The sequence below is a fragment of the Falsiroseomonas sp. E2-1-a4 genome, assembly GCF_051433165.1.
GTDB lineage: Bacteria > Pseudomonadota > Alphaproteobacteria > Acetobacterales > Acetobacteraceae > Falsiroseomonas.
Genome location: NZ_JBHMFS010000014.1, coordinates 89,458 through 110,634 on the forward strand (window position 1 = coordinate 89,458; position 21,177 = coordinate 110,634).

20 protein-coding genes and 1 pseudogene are annotated in these 21,177 nt (G+C 70.8%); 3 read left to right on the plus strand and 18 right to left on the minus strand.

The features are described 5' to 3' along the window. Positions 1 to 26 precede the first annotated feature (26 nt). Together ACFHNC_RS16050 and ACFHNC_RS16055 are read right to left on the minus strand one after the other, a co-directional pair. A complete protein-coding gene (locus tag ACFHNC_RS16050; RefSeq protein WP_437170239.1) occupies positions 27 to 983 on the minus strand; it encodes an acetyl-CoA carboxylase carboxyltransferase subunit alpha in 957 nt (318 codons plus the stop codon). A 144-nt stretch (positions 984 to 1,127) separates the two neighbouring features. Further along, positions 1,128 to 1,886, minus strand: a complete 759-nt coding sequence (locus ACFHNC_RS16055; RefSeq protein WP_437170240.1) for a substrate-binding periplasmic protein — start codon at positions 1,884 to 1,886, stop codon at positions 1,128 to 1,130. Between the two features lie 220 nt (positions 1,887 to 2,106). Here ACFHNC_RS16055 and ACFHNC_RS16060 point away from each other — a divergent pair, with 220 nt between their 5' ends. After that, positions 2,107 to 4,644, plus strand: coding sequence for a response regulator (locus ACFHNC_RS16060; RefSeq protein ID WP_437170241.1), 2,538 nt, complete (start codon positions 2,107 to 2,109; stop codon positions 4,642 to 4,644). 4 nt (positions 4,645 to 4,648) lie between these two features. Here the strand turns inward: ACFHNC_RS16060 and ACFHNC_RS16065 are convergent, their stop codons facing one another. From ACFHNC_RS16065 to ACFHNC_RS16115, 11 genes are all read right to left on the minus strand, one after another. Continuing rightward, entirely contained in the window at positions 4,649 to 5,347 is a 699-nt protein-coding gene (locus tag ACFHNC_RS16065) for a trypsin-like serine peptidase (protein WP_437170242.1), read from the minus strand. Next, positions 5,344 to 6,477: an MFS transporter gene (locus ACFHNC_RS16070; protein ID WP_437170243.1), complete on the minus strand. Its 1,134-nt coding sequence runs from the start codon at positions 6,475 to 6,477 to the stop codon at positions 5,344 to 5,346. Before ACFHNC_RS16070 ends, ACFHNC_RS16065 begins: the two co-directional genes overlap by 4 nt. Before the next feature lie 35 nt (positions 6,478 to 6,512). Then, positions 6,513 to 6,992 carry a cupin domain-containing protein gene (locus ACFHNC_RS16075; RefSeq protein ID WP_437170244.1) on the minus strand — a complete coding sequence of 160 codons (480 nt, stop codon included), beginning with the start codon at positions 6,990 to 6,992 and terminating at the stop codon, positions 6,513 to 6,515. A 52-nt stretch (positions 6,993 to 7,044) separates the two neighbouring features. Further along, positions 7,045 to 7,542 (minus strand): copper chaperone PCu(A)C, encoded by a 498-nt coding sequence (locus ACFHNC_RS16080; RefSeq protein ID WP_437170245.1) that lies wholly within the window; start codon positions 7,540 to 7,542, stop codon positions 7,045 to 7,047. Positions 7,543 to 7,552: 10 nt separating this feature from the next. After that, positions 7,553 to 7,903 carry a hypothetical protein gene (locus tag ACFHNC_RS16085; RefSeq protein ID WP_437170246.1) on the minus strand — a complete coding sequence of 117 codons (351 nt, stop codon included), beginning with the start codon at positions 7,901 to 7,903 and terminating at the stop codon, positions 7,553 to 7,555. Positions 7,904 to 7,913: 10 nt separating this feature from the next. Continuing rightward, positions 7,914 to 8,423, minus strand: coding sequence for a YcnI family protein (locus tag ACFHNC_RS16090; protein ID WP_437170247.1), 510 nt, complete (start codon positions 8,421 to 8,423; stop codon positions 7,914 to 7,916). 39 nt (positions 8,424 to 8,462) lie between these two features. Then, a complete protein-coding gene (locus tag ACFHNC_RS16095; protein ID WP_437170248.1) occupies positions 8,463 to 8,837 on the minus strand; it encodes a DUF2946 family protein in 375 nt (124 codons plus the stop codon). Positions 8,838 to 8,932: 95 nt separating this feature from the next. After that, complete coding sequence (locus ACFHNC_RS16100) at positions 8,933 to 9,736, minus strand: Bax inhibitor-1/YccA family protein (protein ID WP_437170249.1); 804 nt, start codon at positions 9,734 to 9,736, stop codon at positions 8,933 to 8,935. Between the two features lie 129 nt (positions 9,737 to 9,865). Beyond that, positions 9,866 to 10,384 carry a deaminase gene (locus ACFHNC_RS16105; RefSeq protein WP_437170250.1) on the minus strand — a complete coding sequence of 173 codons (519 nt, stop codon included), beginning with the start codon at positions 10,382 to 10,384 and terminating at the stop codon, positions 9,866 to 9,868. 21 nt (positions 10,385 to 10,405) lie between these two features. Continuing rightward, positions 10,406 to 12,922 (minus strand): ABC transporter permease, encoded by a 2,517-nt coding sequence (locus ACFHNC_RS16110; protein ID WP_437170251.1) that lies wholly within the window; start codon positions 12,920 to 12,922, stop codon positions 10,406 to 10,408. Between the two features lie 5 nt (positions 12,923 to 12,927). Further along, on the minus strand, positions 12,928 to 13,638 hold the full coding sequence (locus ACFHNC_RS16115) for an ABC transporter ATP-binding protein (protein ID WP_437170252.1): 711 nt from the start codon (positions 13,636 to 13,638) through the stop codon (positions 12,928 to 12,930). Positions 13,639 to 13,774: 136 nt separating this feature from the next. Between ACFHNC_RS16115 and ACFHNC_RS16120 the strand changes: the two genes are divergently transcribed. Both ACFHNC_RS16120 and thpR read left to right on the plus strand, forming a co-directional pair. Continuing rightward, positions 13,775 to 14,332 (plus strand): arylesterase, encoded by a 558-nt coding sequence (locus ACFHNC_RS16120; RefSeq protein ID WP_437170253.1) that lies wholly within the window; start codon positions 13,775 to 13,777, stop codon positions 14,330 to 14,332. Positions 14,333 to 14,362: 30 nt separating this feature from the next. Then, the gene (thpR, locus tag ACFHNC_RS16125; protein ID WP_437170254.1) at positions 14,363 to 14,899 is read left to right on the plus strand and encodes an RNA 2',3'-cyclic phosphodiesterase; all 537 of its coding nucleotides are present in this window, start codon (positions 14,363 to 14,365) and stop codon (positions 14,897 to 14,899) included. Positions 14,900 to 14,959: 60 nt separating this feature from the next. Here thpR and cysD read toward each other — a convergent pair whose 3' ends face one another. The 5 genes and pseudogenes from cysD to ACFHNC_RS16150 form a co-directional block, all read right to left on the minus strand. Beyond that, positions 14,960 to 15,880, minus strand: a complete 921-nt coding sequence (gene cysD / locus ACFHNC_RS16130) for a sulfate adenylyltransferase subunit CysD (protein ID WP_437170255.1) — start codon at positions 15,878 to 15,880, stop codon at positions 14,960 to 14,962. 15 nt (positions 15,881 to 15,895) lie between these two features. Further along, positions 15,896 to 16,597: a CarD family transcriptional regulator gene (locus tag ACFHNC_RS16135; RefSeq protein WP_437170256.1), complete on the minus strand. Its 702-nt coding sequence runs from the start codon at positions 16,595 to 16,597 to the stop codon at positions 15,896 to 15,898. A 313-nt stretch (positions 16,598 to 16,910) separates the two neighbouring features. After that, positions 16,911 to 17,243 (minus strand): ferredoxin FdxA, encoded by a 333-nt coding sequence (gene fdxA / locus ACFHNC_RS16140; protein WP_437170257.1) that lies wholly within the window; start codon positions 17,241 to 17,243, stop codon positions 16,911 to 16,913. A gap of 124 nt (positions 17,244 to 17,367) precedes the next feature. Beyond that, on the minus strand, positions 17,368 to 17,664 hold the full coding sequence (locus tag ACFHNC_RS16145) for an RNA-binding S4 domain-containing protein (RefSeq protein WP_437170258.1): 297 nt from the start codon (positions 17,662 to 17,664) through the stop codon (positions 17,368 to 17,370). Between the two features lie 858 nt (positions 17,665 to 18,522). Next, a pseudogene (locus ACFHNC_RS16150) lies at positions 18,523 to 20,817 on the minus strand (helicase-related protein); the annotation flags it as partial. Positions 20,818 to 21,177 lie beyond the last annotated feature (360 nt).

A 21,177-nucleotide genomic window follows, 5' to 3' on the forward strand; every position in this document is an offset into this window, starting at 1 on the left:
GCCGGATCAAACCACCCGCCGCGACGTCAAACGACCCCCGCGCGCCCCATTTCCAGAAACTTCTCACGCCGACGTGCGCGCAGCGTGGCGCCATCCAGTGCCAGCAGCGGCTCCAGGCTGTCCCAAATCTGGCGGGACACGGCGGCGAGCATGGCGGGCGCATCGCGATGCGCGCCGCCCAAGGGCTCCGCGATGACGGCATCCACCAGGGCCAGCTTGCGAAGGTCCTCCGCCGTCAGGCGCAGCGCCTCCGCCGCCGTGGCCGCCTGGGCGGCGTCGCGCCACAGGATGCTGGCGCAGCCCTCGGGCGAGATGACGGAGTAGATGGAATGCTCCAGCATCAGGATGCGGTCCGCCGCGGCCAGCGCGATGGCGCCGCCCGAGCCGCCCTCTCCGATGATGGTGGCGATGAAGGGCACGGGCGCGTCCAGCCCGGCCTCGATGGCGCGCGCAATGGCTTCCGCCTGGCCGCGCGCTTCCGCGTCGATGCCGGGAAAAGCCCCGGCGGTGTCGACGAAGGACAGGATCGGCAGGCCGAAACGGCCAGCGAGTTCCATCAGCCGCCGCGCCTTGCGATAGCCCTCCGGCCGCGCCATGCCGAAATTGTGCTTCACGCGGCTTTCGGTGTCATGGCCGCGTTCGGTGCCGATCACCATCACCGCGCGGCCGCGGAAGCGGCCCATGCCGCCGAGCACTGCCGTGTCGTCGCCAAAGGCGCGGTCACCTGCCAGCGGCAGAAAATCCTCGATCAGGCCGGCGATGTAGTCACTGGCATGTGGGCGTTCCGGGTGGCGGGCGATCTGCGCCTTCTGCCAGGGCGTCAGCTTGGCATAGGTGGCCAGCAGCAGCTTGTGCGCCTTGTCGCGCAGCTTGCCGACCTCCTCGGCCACGTCGATGCCGCCGGCGTCCGTGGTACGGCGCAGCTCCTCGATCTTGCCCTCGAGTTCGGCGATGGGTTTTTCGAAGTCCAGGAATTGGCGCATGGCGCAGGCGGGTTAGCCGAAAAGGGCGGGGCGCGTAAGGGCGCATGGCAGTTCAGGGGGCGGAAAGCCGTTTGTCGGCAGGATGCATCCCAGGCCGGCTCAGCAACGAAACGCCCATATCCGTCATGGCGGGGCCCGCCCCCCTCATGGCAGCAGGATGCCAGACAGGCCGTGGCGGTCGCCCGCGCGCGCCAGGCTGCCGTCCACGCGCGTGCGCTCCAGGAAGGCGTTCACCTCGTTCAGCCAGGCCTGGTCGCCGCGCGGCAGCGCATAGGCATAGAGCGTATCGCCGAAGCGATTGGGCGGTGCGATCACCTGCGCCCAGTCATGCATCAGCACCATGCGGCGGGTGTAGGGGAAGTCCGACATGAAGACATCGGCACGGCCGGACAGGATCTCCCCCTCCCGCGTGCGGGGCGGGGCCACCACCATCAATTCCGCATTCCGCAGCGTCTCGCGCATCAGCGGCTCCATCACCGTGCCGGCGGCGACCGCCACCACCGTGCCGGGCTGGTCGATATCGTTCCATGCCTGGATCCGGGTGTTGGTGCGCGTTGTCACCGCATAGACCGCGCTGGCCATGTAGGGCTTGGTGAAGGCCACCCGCAGGGCCCGCGCAGGCGTCACGCCCACCCCCATCATGGCGATGTCGCAGCTGCCATCCTCCAGGCGGTCCATGAATTCACCGAAGTTGGTCTCAAAAAAGACGAGTCGCACGTCGAGCCTTGCGGCCAGCGCGCGCGCCATGTCGATGTCGAGACCCTCCATCTCCCCGTTCCGCGGATTGCGGTAGGAGATGGCGAAATAGTCCGGCCAGATGCAGACCAGCAGATCGCCTCGCGCCCGGATGTCCTGCAACCGGCCCGTCTGGACGGGTGGCGCGACGGCCTGAACCCGTAGCACGGGTGCCGTATCGGTCAGAATATGATGCGGGTTCAGAATTTGTGCCCGAACGCCGCCTCCGCGCTCGCAAAATAAGACGAAAGCGACGATAAGCGCTGTCGCAAAGATGGTAACTCGCATCACCCAACTCCGTTCCGCCTTGCGGCGTTCGCTCGGGCTAGGCGCTCCGCGCCCGTCCGAGCCGCGTCCATGGCTGCTTTTTGCGGCCGCTGTCGGGCTTGTGGCCCTATCCCTGCTCGGCATCTACAGCATCCTGATGCATCGCGGCCAGCAGGACGCCCTGGCGGAAGCGGAACGTTTGACCCAGGGCGGTGCAGCGGGCCTTGCGGACCAGCTCACCCGGGCGGTGCAGACCGTGGATCTGGTGCTGCTGGACGCGACCGACCGGCTGGCGGAGGCGGATCCGGCAGCGGTCGCCCGGCAGATCGCCATCCGCATTCGCGACGTGCCGCAGATGCGCGCGCTCCTCGTCACCGATTCCCAGGGTTTCATCATCGCCAGTTCCGTCGACGGGCTGCGGGAGGCTTCGGTGGCGGACCGGGAATGGTTCCGCCTGCTGCGCTTCGGGGGTCAGGCGGTGCGGCTCGGCGCGCCGGAGGCCGGGCGCTACCTGGGTCCCGCCGGCCGGGCCATCGGCCATGCCCGTGGCCTCTACGCGATTCCCTATGCAAGGGCGCTGCGTGGCGCGCGGGGCGAATTCCTCGGTACCGTCGTCGCCATCCTCAACCCGGATTATCTGGCGGGCGTCGCGCGGCGGCATGCCGAGAGCTTCGGCGTCACCATCCGCATCCATTCCTTCCAGGGCCTGCTGCTGGCCCGCTCCGACGGTCGCGCCGATGGGGTGGGGGAGCTGAACTCCTCCGCCTGGATATTCCGGAACTTCCTGCCGCGGCGGGAGAATGGGACTTGGTCCGGGGTGGACCAGGACCGGAAGGAGGTCGTCGCCTCCTTCGCCGTCACGCGCCAGGGCGCCTTCGTGGTGGAAGTGGCGCGGAACCGGGTGGATGCGCTGGACAGCGCGCACCGCCTCGGCGCGCTGCTGGCCGCGGGCGTGGCCGCGGCGGCGGTGGTGACGCTGGTGGCGCTGTGGCTGCTGGTGCGCCAGGCCCAGGCGCTGAAGGTGCAGGGCCAGCGGCTGACCGAATCGGAGCGCCACGCCGTCGCCGCCTCCCGCGCCAAGGAGGAATTCCTGGCCTCGATGAGCCATGAGATCCGCACCCCGATGAACGGCGTGATCGGCATGACCGGGCTGCTGCTGGACACGCGGCTGGACCCGCTGCAACGCCGCTATGCCGAGACCATCCAGGGCTCCGCCGAGCATCTGATGATGGTGCTGAACGACATTCTCGACTTCTCCAAGCTGGAGGCCGGGGCGCTGCAGCTGGAAGCGGTGCCGTTCAACATCGAGGCCGAGATCGCGACGATCGTGGAACTGTTCGCCCCGCGCGCCGCCGCCAAGGGGGTGGAGCTGGTCTGCGCGCTTGCGCCGGACCTGCCGGCCCGCGTGCTGGGCGACCCGGGGCGCATCCGGCAGATGCTGTTCAACCTGGTCGGCAATGCGGTGAAGTTCACCGAGACGGGCTGGATCCAGGTGGCGATCTCGGTGGAGGCGGAGCTGGATTACTGGCGGCTCCGCGCCTCCGTCTCGGATACCGGGATCGGCGTCGAGCGTGACAAGATCGCGCATCTGTTCGAGCGTTTCACCCAGGCCGATGCCTCGATCCGCCGCAAATATGGCGGCACCGGCCTCGGGCTCGCCATCTGCAAGCGGCTGGCGGAGGAGATGGGCGGAGGCATCGAGGCGGTGCCGCGGCTGGCCGGCGTGCGCAATGGCGGCGGCAGCGTGTTCCGCTTCACGGTCAAGATCGGCCGGGTGGAGGGGGATCAGCAGCCGCTGACCGGCCTCGCCGGGCGTCGCATCCTGGTGGTGGACGACCTGCCGCTGAACCGGGAGATCCTGGTACGGCAACTGGCCGGCATGGGGGCGGAGGCCGCGGCGGTTTCCGATGGCGGCACCGCACTCGCCGCGCTGCGGGCCGCCGCCAGCCAGGGACGACCATTCGAGGCAGCGGTGCTGGACGGGCAATTGCCGGATGGCGATGGCCTGGCGCTGGCGCGGCGCATTCGCCAGGAATGGGATGCGCTCGGCTCGCCGCGCCTGCTGCTCTGTGCCTCCGGTTCCGCCGATCCGCGTGCGGCGCAAGGCAGCACCCAATCATCGGGCCAGGGGGTGCTGGACGGGTTGCTGCTGAAGCCGGCCCTGCCCACGCGTCTGCGCGATGCCCTGCTGCTGGCGCTGGCGCCGCGGCAGGCCGAACCGGCCGCGGCGGAGCTGCCGCAAGCCGACGCGACGCCGGAGCCGGACCGCCCGCAGATCCGCATCCTGCTGGTGGAGGACAACGCGACCAATCAGCTGGTGATGCGAACCATCCTGTCCCGCGCCGGGGCGGTGGTGGATGTGGCCGGCGACGGCGCGCAGGCGGTCGCCGCCGGGCGGGGCGAGTTGTACGACTTCATCCTGATGGATCTGCAGATGCCGGTGATGGATGGGCTTGAGGCGACCCGCACGCTGCGCGCCCAGCCCGGCCCCAACCGCGCCACCCGCATCATCGGCCTGACCGCGGCGGTCGGCCCGGAATTCGAGCGGCAGTGCCGGGAGGCCGGGATGGATGACTACCTCGGCAAGCCGGTGCAGCGGGATACGCTGCTACGGAAGCTGGGGCTGATCGGCCAGTCCACGGGCACCCGCGCGGCCTGAAACCCTACTCGCCCAGCGCCAACCCCGGCACCGCGACCGCCAGCCCACCCTGCGCGCCGGATGTGGCGCCGACCGCAACGCCCGCCACCGCCCAGCCCTCGCCATGCCGCACCAGCAGCGGCCCGCCGGAGACGCCCCGCGTGGCGGCACAGCCATGGCGCAGCAGCAGCCGGCCCTCCGCATCCCGCAGCACCGCCTGCACCTGGCAATCCGTATCCGCCAGCAGCGCATGGGCACGGTCCTGTTGCCAGCCGCCCAGCATCGCCGCCGCGCCCGCCGCCGGCAGGGTCGCGGCCAGCGGCAGGGTCGGGCCGGGCAGGGGGGTGGCCAGGCGCAGCAGCGCCCAATCGGCGCCGATCGGGCCGCTGGTCTCCGGCCGGAAACCGGGGCCGACCTGCAGCCTGGCGCCGGTGGCGTGGGCGGTGAAGTTGCCTCGGTCGTAGCCCGCCAGCACATGCACCCGGCCGGGCAGCACCAGGCGCCGGGTCAGCCGCGCCACCAGGCAATGCGCCGCGGTCAGCACCCGGTCTGGCGCGATCAGCACGCCGGTGCAGCGGCCGCCGGCCTCGGACTGCACCCGCACCAGGCTGGACCAGGGCGCCTCCGCCACCGTCACCGGCCGCCGTGCCGTGCTGTCCGCCACGCCGGGAAGCTGCGCCTGGGCCGGGGTGGCCAGCAGCAGCAGGGCGAGCAGGCGCCTCATCGCGTCATCGGCAGTCGCCAGATCAGCGCGCCGACGCCAGCGGCCAAAATCGCCAGCAGCCAGGGCACCAGCCCAGCCCCGCCGAGATCCGTCGCCAGCCCCATCGCCGCCGGCACCGCCGCCACGCCGAGCGTCGCGGCCGAGACCTGCAACCCCACCGCCGGCACCGCCGCGGCCCCGCCGAGCCGGGCCGGGGTGCGGGCCATCAGCGTTGGGTAGACCGGCGCCAGCGCCACCGCCAGCAGGGCGATCGCCGGCAGGTCCGCCAGCCCGGTGGCGAAGCCGAGCGCTGCCAGCACGGCCACCGGCGCCATCAGCCGCAGCAGCCGGTCCGGCCCGATCCGGTCCACGACGAAGCCGAGCCCGATGCGCCCACCGGTGAGCGCCGCGAAGAACAGCGTGGCGGCCGCCGCGCCCTCAGCCGGGGTGGCGCCGCGTGACGCCGTCAGGATGGTCGCGGCCCATTGCCCCGCGGCGGCCTCCAGCCCGGTGTAGAGGAAGAAGATCGCGACCTGGAGCCGCGCCAGAGGGTTGCGCAGCACGGTCCAGGCATTGAGGCGCGGGCCATCGGAAGGACCATCCCCGGGCGCCGCGCCCTGCCAGCGATGGCGCGTGACCAGGAAGGCCAGCGTCAGCGCCGCCAGTGCCAGCCCCACCGCCAGGTAGCCCGCCTGCCAACCGAACCCCACCGCCAGCAGCGCCGCCGCGATGGCCGGGCCGAGCGTGGCGCCAACCCCCCAGAAGCCGTGCAGCCAGTTCATGTGGCGCGGTTGGAAGCGGGCGGCGGCGAAGGCGTTCATCGCCGCATCCACCGCCCCGCCCCCGGCGCCCGCCAGCACGGCCAGCGCCACAAATCCGGCAAAGGGTGGTGCGGTGGATTGCAGCAGGGCGGCGGTGGCCGTCGCCGCCAGGCTCGCCACCAGCAGCCAGCCGATGCCGAAGGCCCGCATCAACTGCGCGGTGAACAGCCCGGCCAACACATAGCCGCCCGCCGTAACCGCCAGGATCAGCCCGAGCCCCGCATTCGGCACGCCATAGAAGGGCCGCAGCTCCGGCCATAGGCTGCCCGGCACCGGGTCCGGCAGGCCGAGGCCGATGAAGGCCAGGAAGGCGAGGGCGAGAAGGGGCACGGCGGCGAGCTACACCGGCCAGCGCCGCCTGGCCATTACCCGGGCTTGGTCGCCTGCAACGGCGTGCCGTCCTTGCGCGTGAACATGGCGGGCTGGTCGTGTGGCGGGGCCAGCAGGTCGATGTCGCTGTAGGTGGCGTCGTCGCCTTCGGTGCGGCTGCCGATCTCGAGCACCAGCGCCTCGGTGGCGGAGAGGTTGCGAAGATGGTGCCCATCCTGCTCGCCCGCCTTGAAGCCGGCGGCGTCGCCGGCGCGCAGCACTTCCGCGCCGGCATCGGTCACCAGCGTCGCCTCCCCGGCCAGGACGAAGACGAATTCGTCCGAGCCATTGTGCCAATGCCGCTGGCTGGACCAGGCGCCGGGTGGCAGGCGCAGCAGGTTGACGCCGAACTGCGTGAGTCCTGCCGCATCCCCCAGGCGCCGGCGTTCGCGCGCCCTGCAGGGCTGGTCATGCGGTGCGGGGTAGAAGCAGCCGATGACCGGCGGAATGTTCGCGGGGTCGATGCGCTTGCCCATGCTGTGGCCCTTTCAAAGCGAAGGGCATCACAGCATGGGCGGCGGCGCGTGGTCAGTGGCGGTGGCTGCCACCCGGCATCGCACCACCCGGCATCGTGGCACCCGGCCCGCGGGCACCCGCGGCCTGAACGGCAAGCTGCGTCCGCACCTCTCCGGCCTTCTCGAAGACCAGGGTGACGGGCACCGTATCGCCCTGGTTCAACGGCTGCTTCAGGTCGATCAGCATGAGGTGCAGCCCACCCGGCCGCAGGGTGACGGTCTCGCCAGCCGGCAGCTCGATCGCCGCCACCGGGCGCATCCGCATCACGCCATTGTCGTGGATATGCGTGTGCAGCTCCACCGTGCCGGCGATCTCGGTCCGCGCCGAAACCAGCCGGTCCGCCGCGCCGGTGTTCCGCAGCGTGAGGAAGCCGGCGCCGACCCGGCCGGCGCCGGCGGCGCGGCTCCAGCCGGCCTCGACCTGGATCGGGCCGTGGCCCTGGGCGATGCCGCGGGTGGCGACCAGGCCGAGCATGGTGCCCAGCGCGGCGCGACGCGAAAATACTTTCATCTTCAACTCCTCAGCCCAGCATTTCGAGGCTGTCCGGGCTGACGCCCGCGCGGCCTTCGATACGCCCGGCGAGCCGGGCCAGATTTGCCGCGATGCGGGCGCCGGCCACCGGGTCACCGGTGCTGCAGGTGCCATTCGCGATGGTCAACGCGCGCTGCATGGCCATCACCTCGGCGGGCGTCGCATGCGGCAAGGCGGCTTCCAGCGCCGCGCGGGCGGGGGCGAGCGCCCCGTCGCAGACGGCGGTGAGATGCGCCTCCATCGCCTCCGCATCACAGGCGGCGGCGCGGCGGGAGGAGAGCAGGCTGCCGGCGGCCACCGCGGCGGCGGCGAGCGGCAGGAAACGGCGGGTCTGGTTCATGACGCGATCCTCAATTGCGCGGCAGCAGGCGCAGGGCGGGGGCGGGCATGCGGTAGTCCGTGATGCGGCGGCCAGGTTCCGGAATCTCGGTCCAGGCGGCCTGCCTGCCATCCGGGCAATCCTGCACCACGGGGATGTAGAGCAGCTCGCCCGGGGTGTTGGGCAGGCGCATGCGGATGACGAATTCATCGTAATGCGCGTGCTCCAGCCGGCCGCCTTCCCAGATGATCTCGGAGAGCGGCGCCACGGCGCCATGGCCCCTGCCAGCCTCGCCGCGGGCGACCGTCCGCAGCGTCCAGCCAGGCTTCGGCATGGGCTGCGCCACCGTCATACCCTCCGGCACCCGGACGGTGACGCGGATGGTGGGGGCGCCGTCACAGCCATGCGGGATGCGGAAGGTGGCGCGGTAGGTGGTGTTGGCCGCGGCCTGCTGGACTTCCAGCGTGACATGGGCGGCCGCAGGCAGCGGCATGAGGGCCGCGCCGGCAAGCGCCAGCGTGGCCAATGTGGTCTTGAACATGTGTGCATTCCTGAATCCATGGAGGGTCATCCGGTGGCTTCAGGAGGTGGGCGGCGCCCTCGGCGGCGGCTGGCAGCGCGGCGGGGGCGCCGGGTTGGGCGTGCTCGGCGGTGGCAGAGGCGCGGTCTGCACCAGCAGCAGCGGCGGCACCAGCGCGACCGGTGGTGGCGGCAGGGCCGCGCCGCTGGCGCCACCGCAGAGCGGGCAGAACATGCCGGCGGCGTGATCCTGCGGCGCCTGTTCGTCCTGCTCCAGCGCCAGGGGGATGCTCCGCATCCCGTCGGGCGTGCAGATCTCCATGTGCAGCACGCCGCCCGAGGGCGCGGCCAGCTTCAGGCAATGGCCGAAGGCGGTGCCCCACTGCAGCAGCAGCAGCACAACCAGCAGCCGGGTGAAGGCGGGGCGAATACGCACATCCTGGCCATACCACCACCACCCCCGAAAACGAAAGCGGCGCGCAACCCCCGTGGGATTGCGCGCCGCGCCGTATCAGGCCGCGTCGGATCGCGTCAGTCGCTGTTCTGGCGCACGCCCATGAACTGGAGCAGCAGCTGGAACAGGTTGACGAAGTTCAGGTACAGGCCGAGCGCATCGAAGACGCTGCGCTTGCCGGCCTCGTCCGAACCCTCGGCATAGGCGTGCTGAATATAGTCCGCCTTGATCCGTTGCGTGTCGTAGGCGGTGAGGCCGACGAAGACCACCACGCCGATGATGCTGATGGCGAATTGCAGGGCGGAGCTCTGCAGGAACATGTTCACCAGCATCGCGATGATGATGCCGATCAGGCCCATCATCATGAAGCTGCCCAGCTTCGTCAGGTCGGCCTTGGTGGTGTAGCCGTACAGGCTGACCGCGGCGAACATGCCGGACGTGATGAAGAAGGTGCTGGCGATGGAGGCGCCGGTGTAGATCGCGAAGATGTTGGACATCGACGCGCCCATCACGGCGCAGAAGGCCCAGAACAGCGCCTGCGCGCCAGTCTTGCTCATCCGGTTGATGCCGAAGCTCAACACCAGGATGAAGGCCAGCGGCGCGAACATCGCGGCCCAGCCCAGGATGGTCGGCGCCGTCGCGTTGCCGCGCGGCGTGCGGACCACCTCATAGAACAGGCTGGCGATATCCGGGTTGGAGGCGATGAGATAGGCGACGATGCCGGTCAGCGCGAGGCCGGAGGCCATCCAGTTGTAGACCCGCAGCATGTAGGCGCGCAGGCCTGCATCGAGCGCAGCGGCGTCCACGCCCGCGGACCGCCCAATGGGCTGGGTCCAGGCCGACGCGCCCGTCCGGAAGCGGTTGTCGGGACCGAGAGCCATGGTCAGGAAATCTCCTCGCAGGCGATGGTTAGGGGCCGCCCGCACACACCTCATCATATGGAACTTCTGTAATCCTTATCAACGGGGGCGTGGTCTCGACGCGCAAGATTCACGCGAAAGCGCGGGGATTCATGCGGCGCCCTCGATCCAATAGCCCTGGTGCGGCACCGCACCCTCCGATTCCAGCGCCGGACCCACCACCTCGACCGCCTCCGCCGCCGAATCGAGCACCGCGCGGCAGGACAGGGCCAGCCCCGCCGTGTGCGGCTGGGCGTTGCGGAGGTGGAGGATCGCCGCCGCGGACAGGCCGTACACCACCCGGCCGATGCCGGTGTAGAAGATCGCCGCCGCGCACATCGCGCAGGGCTCGCCGGAGGAATAGATGGTGGCCCGCCGCAGCCGGCGGCGCGGCACGCCGGCGGCGATCACCGCCTGGCAGGCATTCATCTCGCTATGCGCCAGCGTCCCGCCGCCGCCGCTGCCCTGGGTGGACAGGCCCTCTGCCAGGATGGTGCCATCCTCCGCCACGATCACGGCGGAGAAGGGGCGGTCACCTCGGGCGCGGGCCTCGCCCGCCAGGCGGAAGGCGTGGCGGAGGTGGTCGGCATCTTCCGGCAACAGGTCGGGGGGCGGCAGGTCGGTTTCCATGCCGCCCATCCAAGCCCGGCGCTACTCGTTCCGCAACAGAGGCGCGGGCCGGACGCGCAGCGCCAGCGCGGTGCCGATATAGCCGAGCGCCAGCGTCAGCAGCACGCAGCCCAGCACGGTGAGCGCCAGGGTTCCGGGCAGGAAGATCCAGTCCGCGCCCATCACGTAGCGCACCACGGCCCAACTTGCCGCAGACCCGGCGGCGGCAGCCAGCAGCCCCGCCACCAGCCCCAGCAGGCCGAATTCAACCAGCCAGGCGCCGCGGATCTGCGAGCGGGTCGCGCCGATGGTCTTCAGCACCACCGCATCCCGCACCCGCGCCCCTTGCCCGGCGGCGACCGCCCCGGCGAGCACCAGCATTCCTGCCAGCAGCGTGACGGAGGCGGTCGCCTGCAGCGCCACCCCCACCCGCGTCAGCAGCCCGGCCACCGCCTCCAACGCATCCCGCACCCGAATGCCGGAGATGTTGGGGAAGGCATCGGTCAGCACCCGCAGCACCGCAGGCTCGACCTGTTCGCTGCTGCGGACGGTGGCGATATGCGTGTGCGGCGCCGAGGCCAGCAGGCCGGGGGAGGCGACCATGACGTAGTTGATGCCAAGGCCCCGCCACTGGATTTCCCGCAGCGAGGCGACCCGCAGATCGATGTCGCGGCCCAGCACATTGACGGTGACGGTGGACCCCACCCCCATGCCCCAGCCGCGGGCGAGGTTGGCATCGAAGGACACCAGCGGCGGGCCGCTGTAATCCGCCGCCCACCACTGCCCATCCACCAGTCGCGTGCCGTCCGGCGGCGTCGCCGCATAGGTCAGGCCGCGATCGCCGCGCAGCGCCCAGCGCGTGTCCTCGGTGGCCTGCACCTGCTCGGACGGCGTGCCATCCACCGCGACGATGCGGGCGCGGAGCGAGGGCACGGAACGCACCTCGGAGACGCCGGGCTGCGCGGCGGCCAGGGCGTTGAAGCGGTCCGACTGGTCGTTCTGGATGTCGATGAAGAAGAAGCTCGGCGCCGCATTCGGCATTTGGTCCGAAAGCTGGCGGCGCAGATTGCCCTCGATGGTGGCGATGGCGGCGAGTGTGGTCAGGCCGATGCCGAGCGCCACCAGCATGGTCGGCGTCGGCGCCCCCGGGCGGTACAGATTGGCCAGGCCCAGCCGCAAGGTGGGCCGGCGGATGCCGCGCAGGCTGCGGGCCAGCCTCATCAGGCCGCTGGCCCCCAGCCGGAACAGCAGCAGGGTCAGCGCCGCGCCGGCACAGAAGCCGAGGGCGAAGCGCGGCTGTTCCGCCGTGCCCACCACCAGCGCCACCAGCGCCAGCGCGGTGGCCGCATTCGCCAGCAGGATGCCGCGGGAGGGCCAGCCGGGATTGGCGGTCACCAGGTCCCGGAACAGCGCGGCCCCCGGAATCCGCTGTGCCCGCCCAAGCGGCCATAGGGAAAAAGTCAGCGCCGTGAGCAGCCCATACAGCGCGGCCAGCCCCAGCGGCGCCCAATAGATGCCGAAGCGTGGCGGCACCGGCAGCGCGCCGGCCAGCGCCTGCGCGCCGAGCCAGGTCAGTGCGAACCCCGCGACCAGCCCGATGGAAATGCCGATCAGCGCCAGCACCACAACCTGGATCAGATAGGTGGCCAGGATGGTGCCCGAAGGCGCGCCAAGGCAGCGCAGCGTGGCAATGGTGCGGCCGCGCGCCTCCAGCCAGGCGCGCACACCGGTGGCCACCCCGATGCCGCCGACCAGCAGCGCGGTGAAGCCGGCCAGCACCAGGAAGGCGGTGGCGCGATCGAGGAAGCGGTTCACCCCCGGCTCCGCCTGGTCCGCCGTGCGCACGCGCCAGCCGCCATCGCCCACCGCGTCCCGGAATTGCGTGGCGAAGGCGCGCACATCCGTGCCTTCCGGCAGTCGCAGCCGCGTGTCGTAGGACACCAGGCTGCCCGGCTGGATCAGCGCGGTGGAGGGCAGGGCGGCGGCCAGGACCAGGGCGCGCGGGCCGAGCACGGCCGGGCTCGCGACCCGGTCCGGCTCCTGCGCGATGGTGCCGGCGAAGACCAGGCTGGCCTCGCCGATGCGGATCATGTCGCCCGGCGTGACGCCCAGGCGTTCCACCACCGAGGCCTCCAGCGCCACGCGGTAGCGGCCATCGGTGGCGGCCAGCGTCGCCTCCGGCGGGTCGAGCCGCAGCTCGCCATACAGCGGATAGGCGGCATCGACGGATTTCAGCTCCACCAAGGCGCGTTCGCCGGATGGCGCGACGGCCATGGCGCGCATCTCGATGATCTCGGAGGTGGTGGCACCGCGTTGGCGGGCCCAGTCCAGCGCCGCATCGGGCAGCGGCTGGTAGTTCACCCGCACCTCGACATCGCCGCCGAGCAGCCTGGCGCCATCGGCCAGCAGCCCCGCCTTGGTGGCGCTTTGCAGCGTGCCGACGGCGGCGATGCTGGCCACGCCCAGCGCCAGGCAGGCCAGCACCAGCCGCAACTGCCGCACGCCGCCGCGCAATTCCCGCCGCGCCAGCCGCGCGCCGAGCACCAGATGCTGCATCATGGCGCTTATTCCGCCGCCAGCTTGAGGCCGGCGGTGTCGGAGACGATGCGCCCATCCTCCATCCGCACCTGCCGTTCACAACGATCCGCCAGGGCCGGGTCATGGGTGATGAGCAGCAACGTGGTGCCAAGCCGGGCGCGCAGGCCGAACAGCAAATCCATCACCACCGTGCCGGTGGCGCGGTCCAGGTTTCCGGTCGGCTCATCGGCCAGGATCAGGCGGGGTTCGGCCACCACGGCGCGGGCCAGTGCCACGCGCTGCTGCTCACCGCCCGACATCTGGCCTGGGTAATGCTCCAGCCGGTGGCCGAGGCCGACATCCTTCAGCGCCGCCGCCGCCTTGTCGAAGGCATCCCGCCTTCCGGCGAATTCCAGCGGCATGGCGACATTCTCCAGCGCCGTCATAGTCGGGATCAGGTGGAAAGCCTGGAAGACGATCCCCACCTCGTCCCGACGGAACCGGGCCAGCGCATCCTCGTCCAGCGCCCCCATATCCCGCCCCGCCACGGTAAGGCGCCCCGCACTCGGCGTCTCGAGGCCCGCCAGCAGCATGAGGAGCGACGTCTTGCCCGAGCCCGAAGGCCCCACGATGCCCACCGCCTCCCCGGCCGCAACCGAGAGGTCCACCCCGCGCAGCACATGCACCGGGCCCGAGGCCGCCTTGGCGGTGAAGACCAGGCCGGTGGCGGCGATCAGCGGTGATGCGGGTGGGATCACGGGCGAAAAATCCTGTTACAGCGGTGTCACGTCATATGGGCGGCGTGCTGCGCTGCAAAAGGCGGCGCTCGGTATCGGAGTATTGCTGGCCGGAACGCGGGGCGCACGCGCGCAAGGCCGGCAGCTTCGCCTGCTGATGCTGGGCGACTCCATCACCGCCGGCTACGGCCTGGCGCGCGGCGAAGGCCCGCCGGCGCGGATCGAGGCGCTGCTGCGGCAGAAGGGCCGGAATGTGCGGCTGCTGGATGCCGGCGTGTCCGGCGACACCACCGCGGGCGGCCGCGCCCGGTTGGAATGGGCGCTGGCGGATCGGCCGGATGCGGCGATCGTGGCGCTCGGCGGCAATGACGGGCTGCGCGGCCTGACGCCCGCGCAGATGCGGACCAATTTGACCGCGATCCTGGATGGGCTGGCGGCGCGGAACATCCCGACCCTGCTGGCCGGCATGATCGCGCCGCCCAATCTCGGCGCGGAGTATGGCCGGGAATTCGCGGCGGTGTTTTCCGAACTGGCCGAGGCGCGGCCCGCAATCGTGTTCTACCCCTTCCTGCTGGAAGGTGTGGCCGGCGAGCCGGCGCTGAACCAGGCGGATCGCATCCACCCCAACACGCGCGGCGCGCAGATCCTGGCGGAGCGGATGCTGCCTGCCATCGAAACGCTACTGGACCGCGCGGCCAATTCTCCCGCAGGGTAAGTTTGCCCCGGAGTCGCGGAGCGCACGCCCATGGTTCGCCTGTTCGTTGCCCTGGCCTTGCCCGATGCGGTGAAGGCCCAGCTTGCCGCCCTGGCCGGCGGCATCCCCGGCGCCCGCTGGGTGCCGCCGGAGAACTACCATCTGACGCTCCGCTTCATCGGCGAGATCGAGAGCTGGCAGGCGGAGGAGGTGGATGCAGCGCTCGCCGCCATCCGCGCGCCACGCTTCGACCTGGCCCTGGCCGGGATCGGCACCTTCGAGAAGGGCGGTCGCATCCAGTCCATCCACATCACGGCGGAACGCAGCGAGGCGCTGACCCGGCTGCAAGCCAAGGTGGAGACGGCGTTGCAGCGCGTCGGGCTGGAGCCGGACCGCCGCCGCTTCGCCCCGCATGTGACGCTGGCGCGGACCGACAAAGCGGAGACGCACAGGCTGATCGGCTTCATCCACGCGCACAGCCTGTTCCGGTCGCCGCCGGTGCCGATCGACAATTTCGTGCTGTTCTCGTCGTATCTTGGCAAGGAAGCGGCGCATTACGTGCCGGAGGTGGAGTACGAACTGAGCTGAAAGCTGGCCGATCCCACGCCGCCCAGGCGCCCCGCTTCACCACCCGCCCGCGGCAGCGTCCTAAAAATACCCTTCGCGTTTTTTGCGTTCCATGGAGGCGTCCTGGTCGGTGTCGATCAGGCGGCCCTGGCGTTCGCTGGTGCGGCTGTCGCGGATTTCGGCCAGCACCTGGTCCAGGGTTTCGGCGCGGCTTTCATGGGCGCCGGTCAGCGGCCAGTCGCCCATGGTGCGGAAGCGGACCCAGAGGGTTTCCTCCTGCTCGCCGGGCTCGATCGGCATGCGGGGGTCGTCGCGCATGATCAGCGCGCCGCTGCGGCGGACCACCGGGCGCGGGGCGGCGAAGTATAGCGGCACCACTGGGATGGATTCGGCCGCGATATAGTCCCAGACATCGAATTCGGTCCAGTTGGACAGCGGGAAGACGCGCATGCCCTCACCGGGGTTCATGCGGGTGTTGTAGAGGCCCCACAGTTCCGGCCGCTGGCCGCGCGGGTCCCAGACATGGCCGGGGGCGCGGAAGGAGAATACGCGTTCCTTGGCGCGGGCCTTTTCCTCATCCCGTCGGGCGCCGCCGATGGCTGTATCGAAGCCGTGCGAATCCAGCGCCTGTTTCAGCGCCTCCGTGCCCATGACGGACATATGAAGCTGCGAGCCGTGGGTGAGGGGGCCGATGCCGCGCGCCAACCCGTCCGGGTTGGTATGGACGATGCACTCCAGCCCGAGCTCGGCCATGCGTCGGTCCCGGAACTCCAGCATCGCCTTGAAATCCCAGCCCGTTGCGATGTGCAGCAGGCGGAAAGGCGGCTTGCCCGGGGCGAAGGCCTTCATCGCCAGCTGCAACACCACCGAGCTGTCCTTGCCGATGGAGTACAGCAACACCGGGTTGCGGAAGCTGGCCGCGGTCTCGCGCAGAATCCCGATCGCCTCCGCCTCCAGCCGCCGGAGATGCGGCGTCAGGCGGTGGGCCGTGGCGGTGGCCATCCGTACAGTCTCCGCTCAGGCCGCCTTCAGGAAGGTCAGCAGCTTTTCGGAGGCGGCGGCCTTGTCGGTGCGGTCGATGGCGGCGAGTTCGGCGGCCAGGCGGTCCAGCGCCTGTTCGTAGATCTGCCGTTCGGAGAAGGACTGGTCCGGCTGGCCGGCATTGCGGTGCAGGTCGCGCACCACTTCTGCGATGGCCAGCGGATCGCCGGAGTTGATCTTCGCCTCATATTCCTGGGCGCGGCGAGACCACATGGTGCGCTTGATCCGCGCGCGGCCGCGCAGCACTTCCAGCGCCTCCGCCATGTGATCGTCCGTGGCCAGCTTGCGCAGGCCGGAGGAGGCGGCCTTGTTCACTGGCACCCGCAGGGTCATGCGGTTTTCCTCGAACGTGACGATGATCACCTTCAGGGACATGCCAGCCACCGGCATGTCCTCGATGCCCTGCACCTGGCCGACGCCATGGGTCGGATAGACCACATGATCGCCCGGCTTGAATTCGGGGGGGGGGCCCTTCGGGCGCGGCGGCGGCAGCGGCGTGCCATCCTCCGGATCCTCCACCGTGCGCGGCCCGCCGCGCTGGGAGAACATGGACGGGCGCGGCCCATTTGCGGGGGTGGAGCCAGGGCGCGGCGGCGGGCGGTGCGGCGGCGGGGGGCTGTCCTGGCGCGGCGGCGTTTGCGGCGTGCCGAACTTCACCGGCGCCTTTTCGACCTTCACGGCGTCCTTTGGCGAGCGCTCCGCGCTGGGGACCGGACGCTCCGCGTCAGGCTTTTCCGAGTCCGTCTTCGCAGATGTATCGCCGGTTTTCGCCTGGGCGGTTTGCTTCATGTGGCGACCCGATTCTGCATCCCGTACCGAAGCCGGCCCCGTGCCATTGGCTGGGGCGGCCCGGTCTTGGGCATGTCATGGACCCGATGGGTGGGAAACCTGCGCGTTCTGCCAGGGGTTTCCCGATCCCATTGATAATATAATACAAACCGGCGCCGATTTCCACCCCGGGCGGAATCTGGTGCGATTCGGGTGGGGTGGCTCAGGCCTTGCCGGGGGCCGGGTCGAAAAGCTCCTTCTTGCCCGGCTTGTCCTTCCACTCATCCGCATCGCCCGGCGCTTCGCCCTTGCGGGTGATGTTCGGCCATTGGGTGGCGTAGGTGCGGTTCAGCTCCACCCAGGGCGTCGCCTTGTCGTCGCTGTCGGGCAGGATGGCCTCGGCGGGACATTCCGGCTCGCAGACGCCACAGTCGATGCATTCATCCGGATGGATGACCAGCATGTTCTCGCCCACGTAGAAGCAGTCCACCGGACAGACTTCCACGCAATCCATGTATTTGCACTTGATGCAGTTCTCGGTGACGACGTAGGTCAACTGCGCCTCCGGCGGAGATGCGGGGCCGCGCCCATTGGCGGTCCCACCGCCGCGTCCCGGCAGGGCTGCGGCACGGCTGAAATGGCCCAGCATCCCGCACAAGGCAAGCACCCGCACCGCAACATCACGGATCCGCGGGGGGTGTGGGGTCCGAAAGGTCCTCATACAGCCCGCGTGCCTCACTCGCCGGCCCGCGGCGGGAGGCGAGCGCCAGCACCCGCCAGACACGCACATCGCTGCCCATGCCGAAGGTCAGCACATCACCGGGCCGGAGCTTGAAATGCGGCTTGTCGGTCCGCTGGCTGTTGATGCGGACGCGCCCGGCCGAAACCTGCCGGGCGCATTCCGTCCGCGTCTTGGCCGTGCGCGCGCACCAGAGCCAGAGGTCGAGCCGCTGCCAGGCGGCCTCCGCCTCCGCCATGCGTCAGTCCTTGCGGAGCTTCAACTGCGCCAGCACGGCGAAGGGCGAATCCGGCTTGGGGCCGGAGGACCATTCGCGCGGAGCGCTGCGGTCGCCACCGCGATCCCCGCCGCGATCGCGGTCGCGATCCTGGCGCGGGTAACGGTCCCCACCGCCCGGACCACGATCGGCGCTTCGATTGGGGCGTGGCGCACGATCGTCACGTCGGGCTTCCTGCGGCGCACCCTCCGGCCGCGGCGCATCGCTGCGCGGGCGGTCATTCGGGCCGCGCGGCGGGCCGCGGCGCGGGCCTTCAGGACGTGGTCCTTCGTGGCGGGGGCGATCCTGGCGCGGTGCGTCGGCCGCCACCTCCGGCGGCGGCGAGACGCCCGGCGGCAGGCCATCCACGCGCCAGTCGCGGCGCGGGCCATGATCCACACGCTCCCGCCGCGGGGCATCGCGGCGCGGGCCATCGCGGCGCGGGCCATCCGGCCGGGCCGGACGCAGCTCGGGCGGGATGGGCGGGCCGAAATAGACCGGGCGCGGGCCTTCCGGGCGGGGCGCACGCTCCGGCCGCGGGCCACGCGGCGCGCCGCGTTCACCGCGCGGCTGGTCGCCCCTCGGTTGGTCACCTCGGGCCTCGTTCCGCTCCGGCCGGCCATCGCGGCGCGGGCCGCGCGGGCTGGCGCCGCGATCGGCGCGCACCATGCTGATGCGGGCGGGCAGCGGCGGGCCGAATTCACCCTCCTCCAGCGGCGGGGAGGGCATCAGCCGGAAGCCCATCGCCTCCAGCGCCATCGGCAGCGTGTCACCCTTCACGCCGAGGCGCGACGCCAGGCCTTCCGGCACCGGTGCCGGGGCACGCCGTGTCAGGTAGCCCAGTTCGCCGGCAATGCGTTCCGCCACGTCGAGCCGCAGCAGCACGCGTCCGGCCGGCAGCCAGCCCGCCATGATGGCGAAGCCCTGCGGCCAGCCATCCGGCCCGCGCGGCGTGTTGGGGTCAACCGCCGCTTCCTCCGCGCCCGGCTCCGGCAAGGTCACGGAGACCAGGCCGGGGTTGGGCAGCAGTGGCGTCGGGATGTTGCGGCGCAGCGCCCAGAGCTGCGCACGCAGCCCCATGGCGCGGGGCTTGAGCACATCCGGCAGATACATGGCGTAGCGGCCGGCGCGGATGCCGATGGCCTTCAGCCGTGCCCGCAAATCCGCGGGAATTTCCCGCTCGGTCGCACCGGGGGCGAGGCCCATGGCTTCGCGCAGCCGGAAGGCCGGGCCACGCAGGGTGTTGTCCTCGGCGGCCTTGGCCTCGATGGCTTCCAGCCCGCCCAATTCGCGCTTCACCAGCGATTCCAGCCAGGTGGCCAGGCGCACGCGCACCCGCTCGCGCTGGGCATTGTCCAGGAATTCGGTGGCAATCACGTCCACATGCGGCTTCAACGGTTCCGGCCCCGGCCGCAGCCGGGCGATCTCCGCCTCGTCCCACATCACGCGGTGCTGCGGGGTCAGGCGGAAGGCCTCGTCCTTGGCAACTTCCAGGCTGGCCAGGCGGCGCGGAATTTCCTCACGCAGCGCACGGCGGGCGGCGCGAAGGACCAGGCGCTTTTCTTCTTCCTTGGTCGCCTCGGGGTCCGGCTGGAAGTGGAAGCCGGTAACCTTGCCGACCGTATGGCCCTCGACCACCACATCGCCCTGGCGCGTCACGGCGGAGAGCAGCGTCTCCTCCGTATCGTCCAGGCGGCGGATCAGGTGCGCGGCGCGGCGGTCGACGAAGCGGGCGATCAGGCGTTCATGCAGCGCGTCGGAAACCGCTTCCTCCGCCTTGCGCGCTTCCGCCTGCTGCGTCGCGGCATCCGCAATCCAGTCGGCGCGGGCGGCGATGTAAGACCAGATACGGATATTGGCCAGGCGGGCCATCAGCGTATCGAGGTCACCCTCGACATTGCCGAGCGACGCGATGTTGCCGGCGACCCAGTCGCTGGGCAGCCTGCCATCGGTCGCGAGATGCCCGAAGATCTTGGCGCAGAGCCGGGTGTGGCTGTCATCCGCGATCTTGCGGAAATCCGGCACCTGGCAGGCTTCCCAAAGCAGCCGCACGCGGGCGCGGCCCTGGCCGAGCTGGCGGATCTCCTGCTCGCGGGACAGCGCGTTCAGGGTGATGTGGTCCACCGCATCATTGCCCTTGGCGAGGCCAGGGGTGGGCGGCGATGTGGCGAGGCTGTCCAGCAGCCCGTCGATGCTGGCGAAATCCAGGTCCGAATTGCGCCAGGCGATCTGGGCCAGGGGCTCGAAGACATGGCCCTCGATCTGGCGGGCCAGTTCCTCCGGCAGGGGTGGGCATTCCGCGGTGGTGCCGAAGGTGCCGTCGCGCATGCCGCGGCCGGCGCGGCCGGCGATCTGGGCGGCTTCCTGCGCGTTCAAGGCGCGAATCTGGTGGCCATCGAACTTTTGGAGGTCGGCGAAGGCGATGTGGTCCACATCCATGTTCAGACCCATGCCGATGGCATCGGTTGCGACCAGGAAATCCACTTCGCGGTTCTGATACAGCGCCACCTGGGCGTTGCGGGTGCGCGGCGACATCCGCCCCATCACCACGGCGCAACCGCCGCGGCGACGGCGGATCGCCTCCGCAATCGCATAGACCTCGGCCGCGCTGAAGGCGACCACGGCGCTGCGCGGCGGCAGTTTCGTCAATTTGGCCGGACCCGAATGGGTCAGTTGTGACAGGCGCGGGCGCGTCTCGATCTCGGCCTGGGGCACCAGGCGCTGCAGCAGCGGGCGGATGGTTTCCGCGCCGAGGAACATGGTTTCCACCATGCCGCGCGCATGCAGCAGCCGGTCGGTGAAGATGTGGCCCCGATCGGCATCGGCGCAGAGCTGGATTTCATCCACGGCGACGAATTCGGCGCGGCGGTCCAGCGGCATGGCCTCCACCGTGCAGGCGAACCAGCGCGCCTCGGGGGGGACGATCTTTTCCTCCCCGGTGATCAGCGCGACGTACTTCTCCCCCTTCGCGGCGACCATGCGGTCGTAATTCTCGCGCGCCAGCAGGCGCAGCGGGAAGCCGATGATGCCGGAGGCATGCGCCAGCAGGCGAGTGATCGCCAGATGGGTCTTGCCGGTGTTGGTCGGGCCGAGCACCGCGCGAACGCGCGGGGCAAACATCTGGCCATGGGACATGTGATGGTCGGACATATTGGGTATTGGGCATGGTCCGTGGGGGCAGCGGTTGCGTGGCACGCCTCTGCGCCCTTGGCAACTGCGGGTGGGCGCGGAAGGCATCGCGGCAGGCCGCGGAATGCATCGCGGCGGGCCGCGTGAGAGTGTCTCGGCGGGCCGCGTGAGAGTGTCTCGGCGGGCCGCGTGAGAGTGTCGCGGCGGGCCGCGTGAGAGTGTCGCGGCGGGCCGCGTGAGAGTGTCTCGGCGGGCCGCGTGAGAGTGTCGCGGCGGGCCGCGTAGGAGTGTCGCGGCGGGCCGCTGGGGAGTGTTGCGACGGGCTGCGGGAGGCATCCTGGTTCAGGCAACGAAGCGTCAATCTTC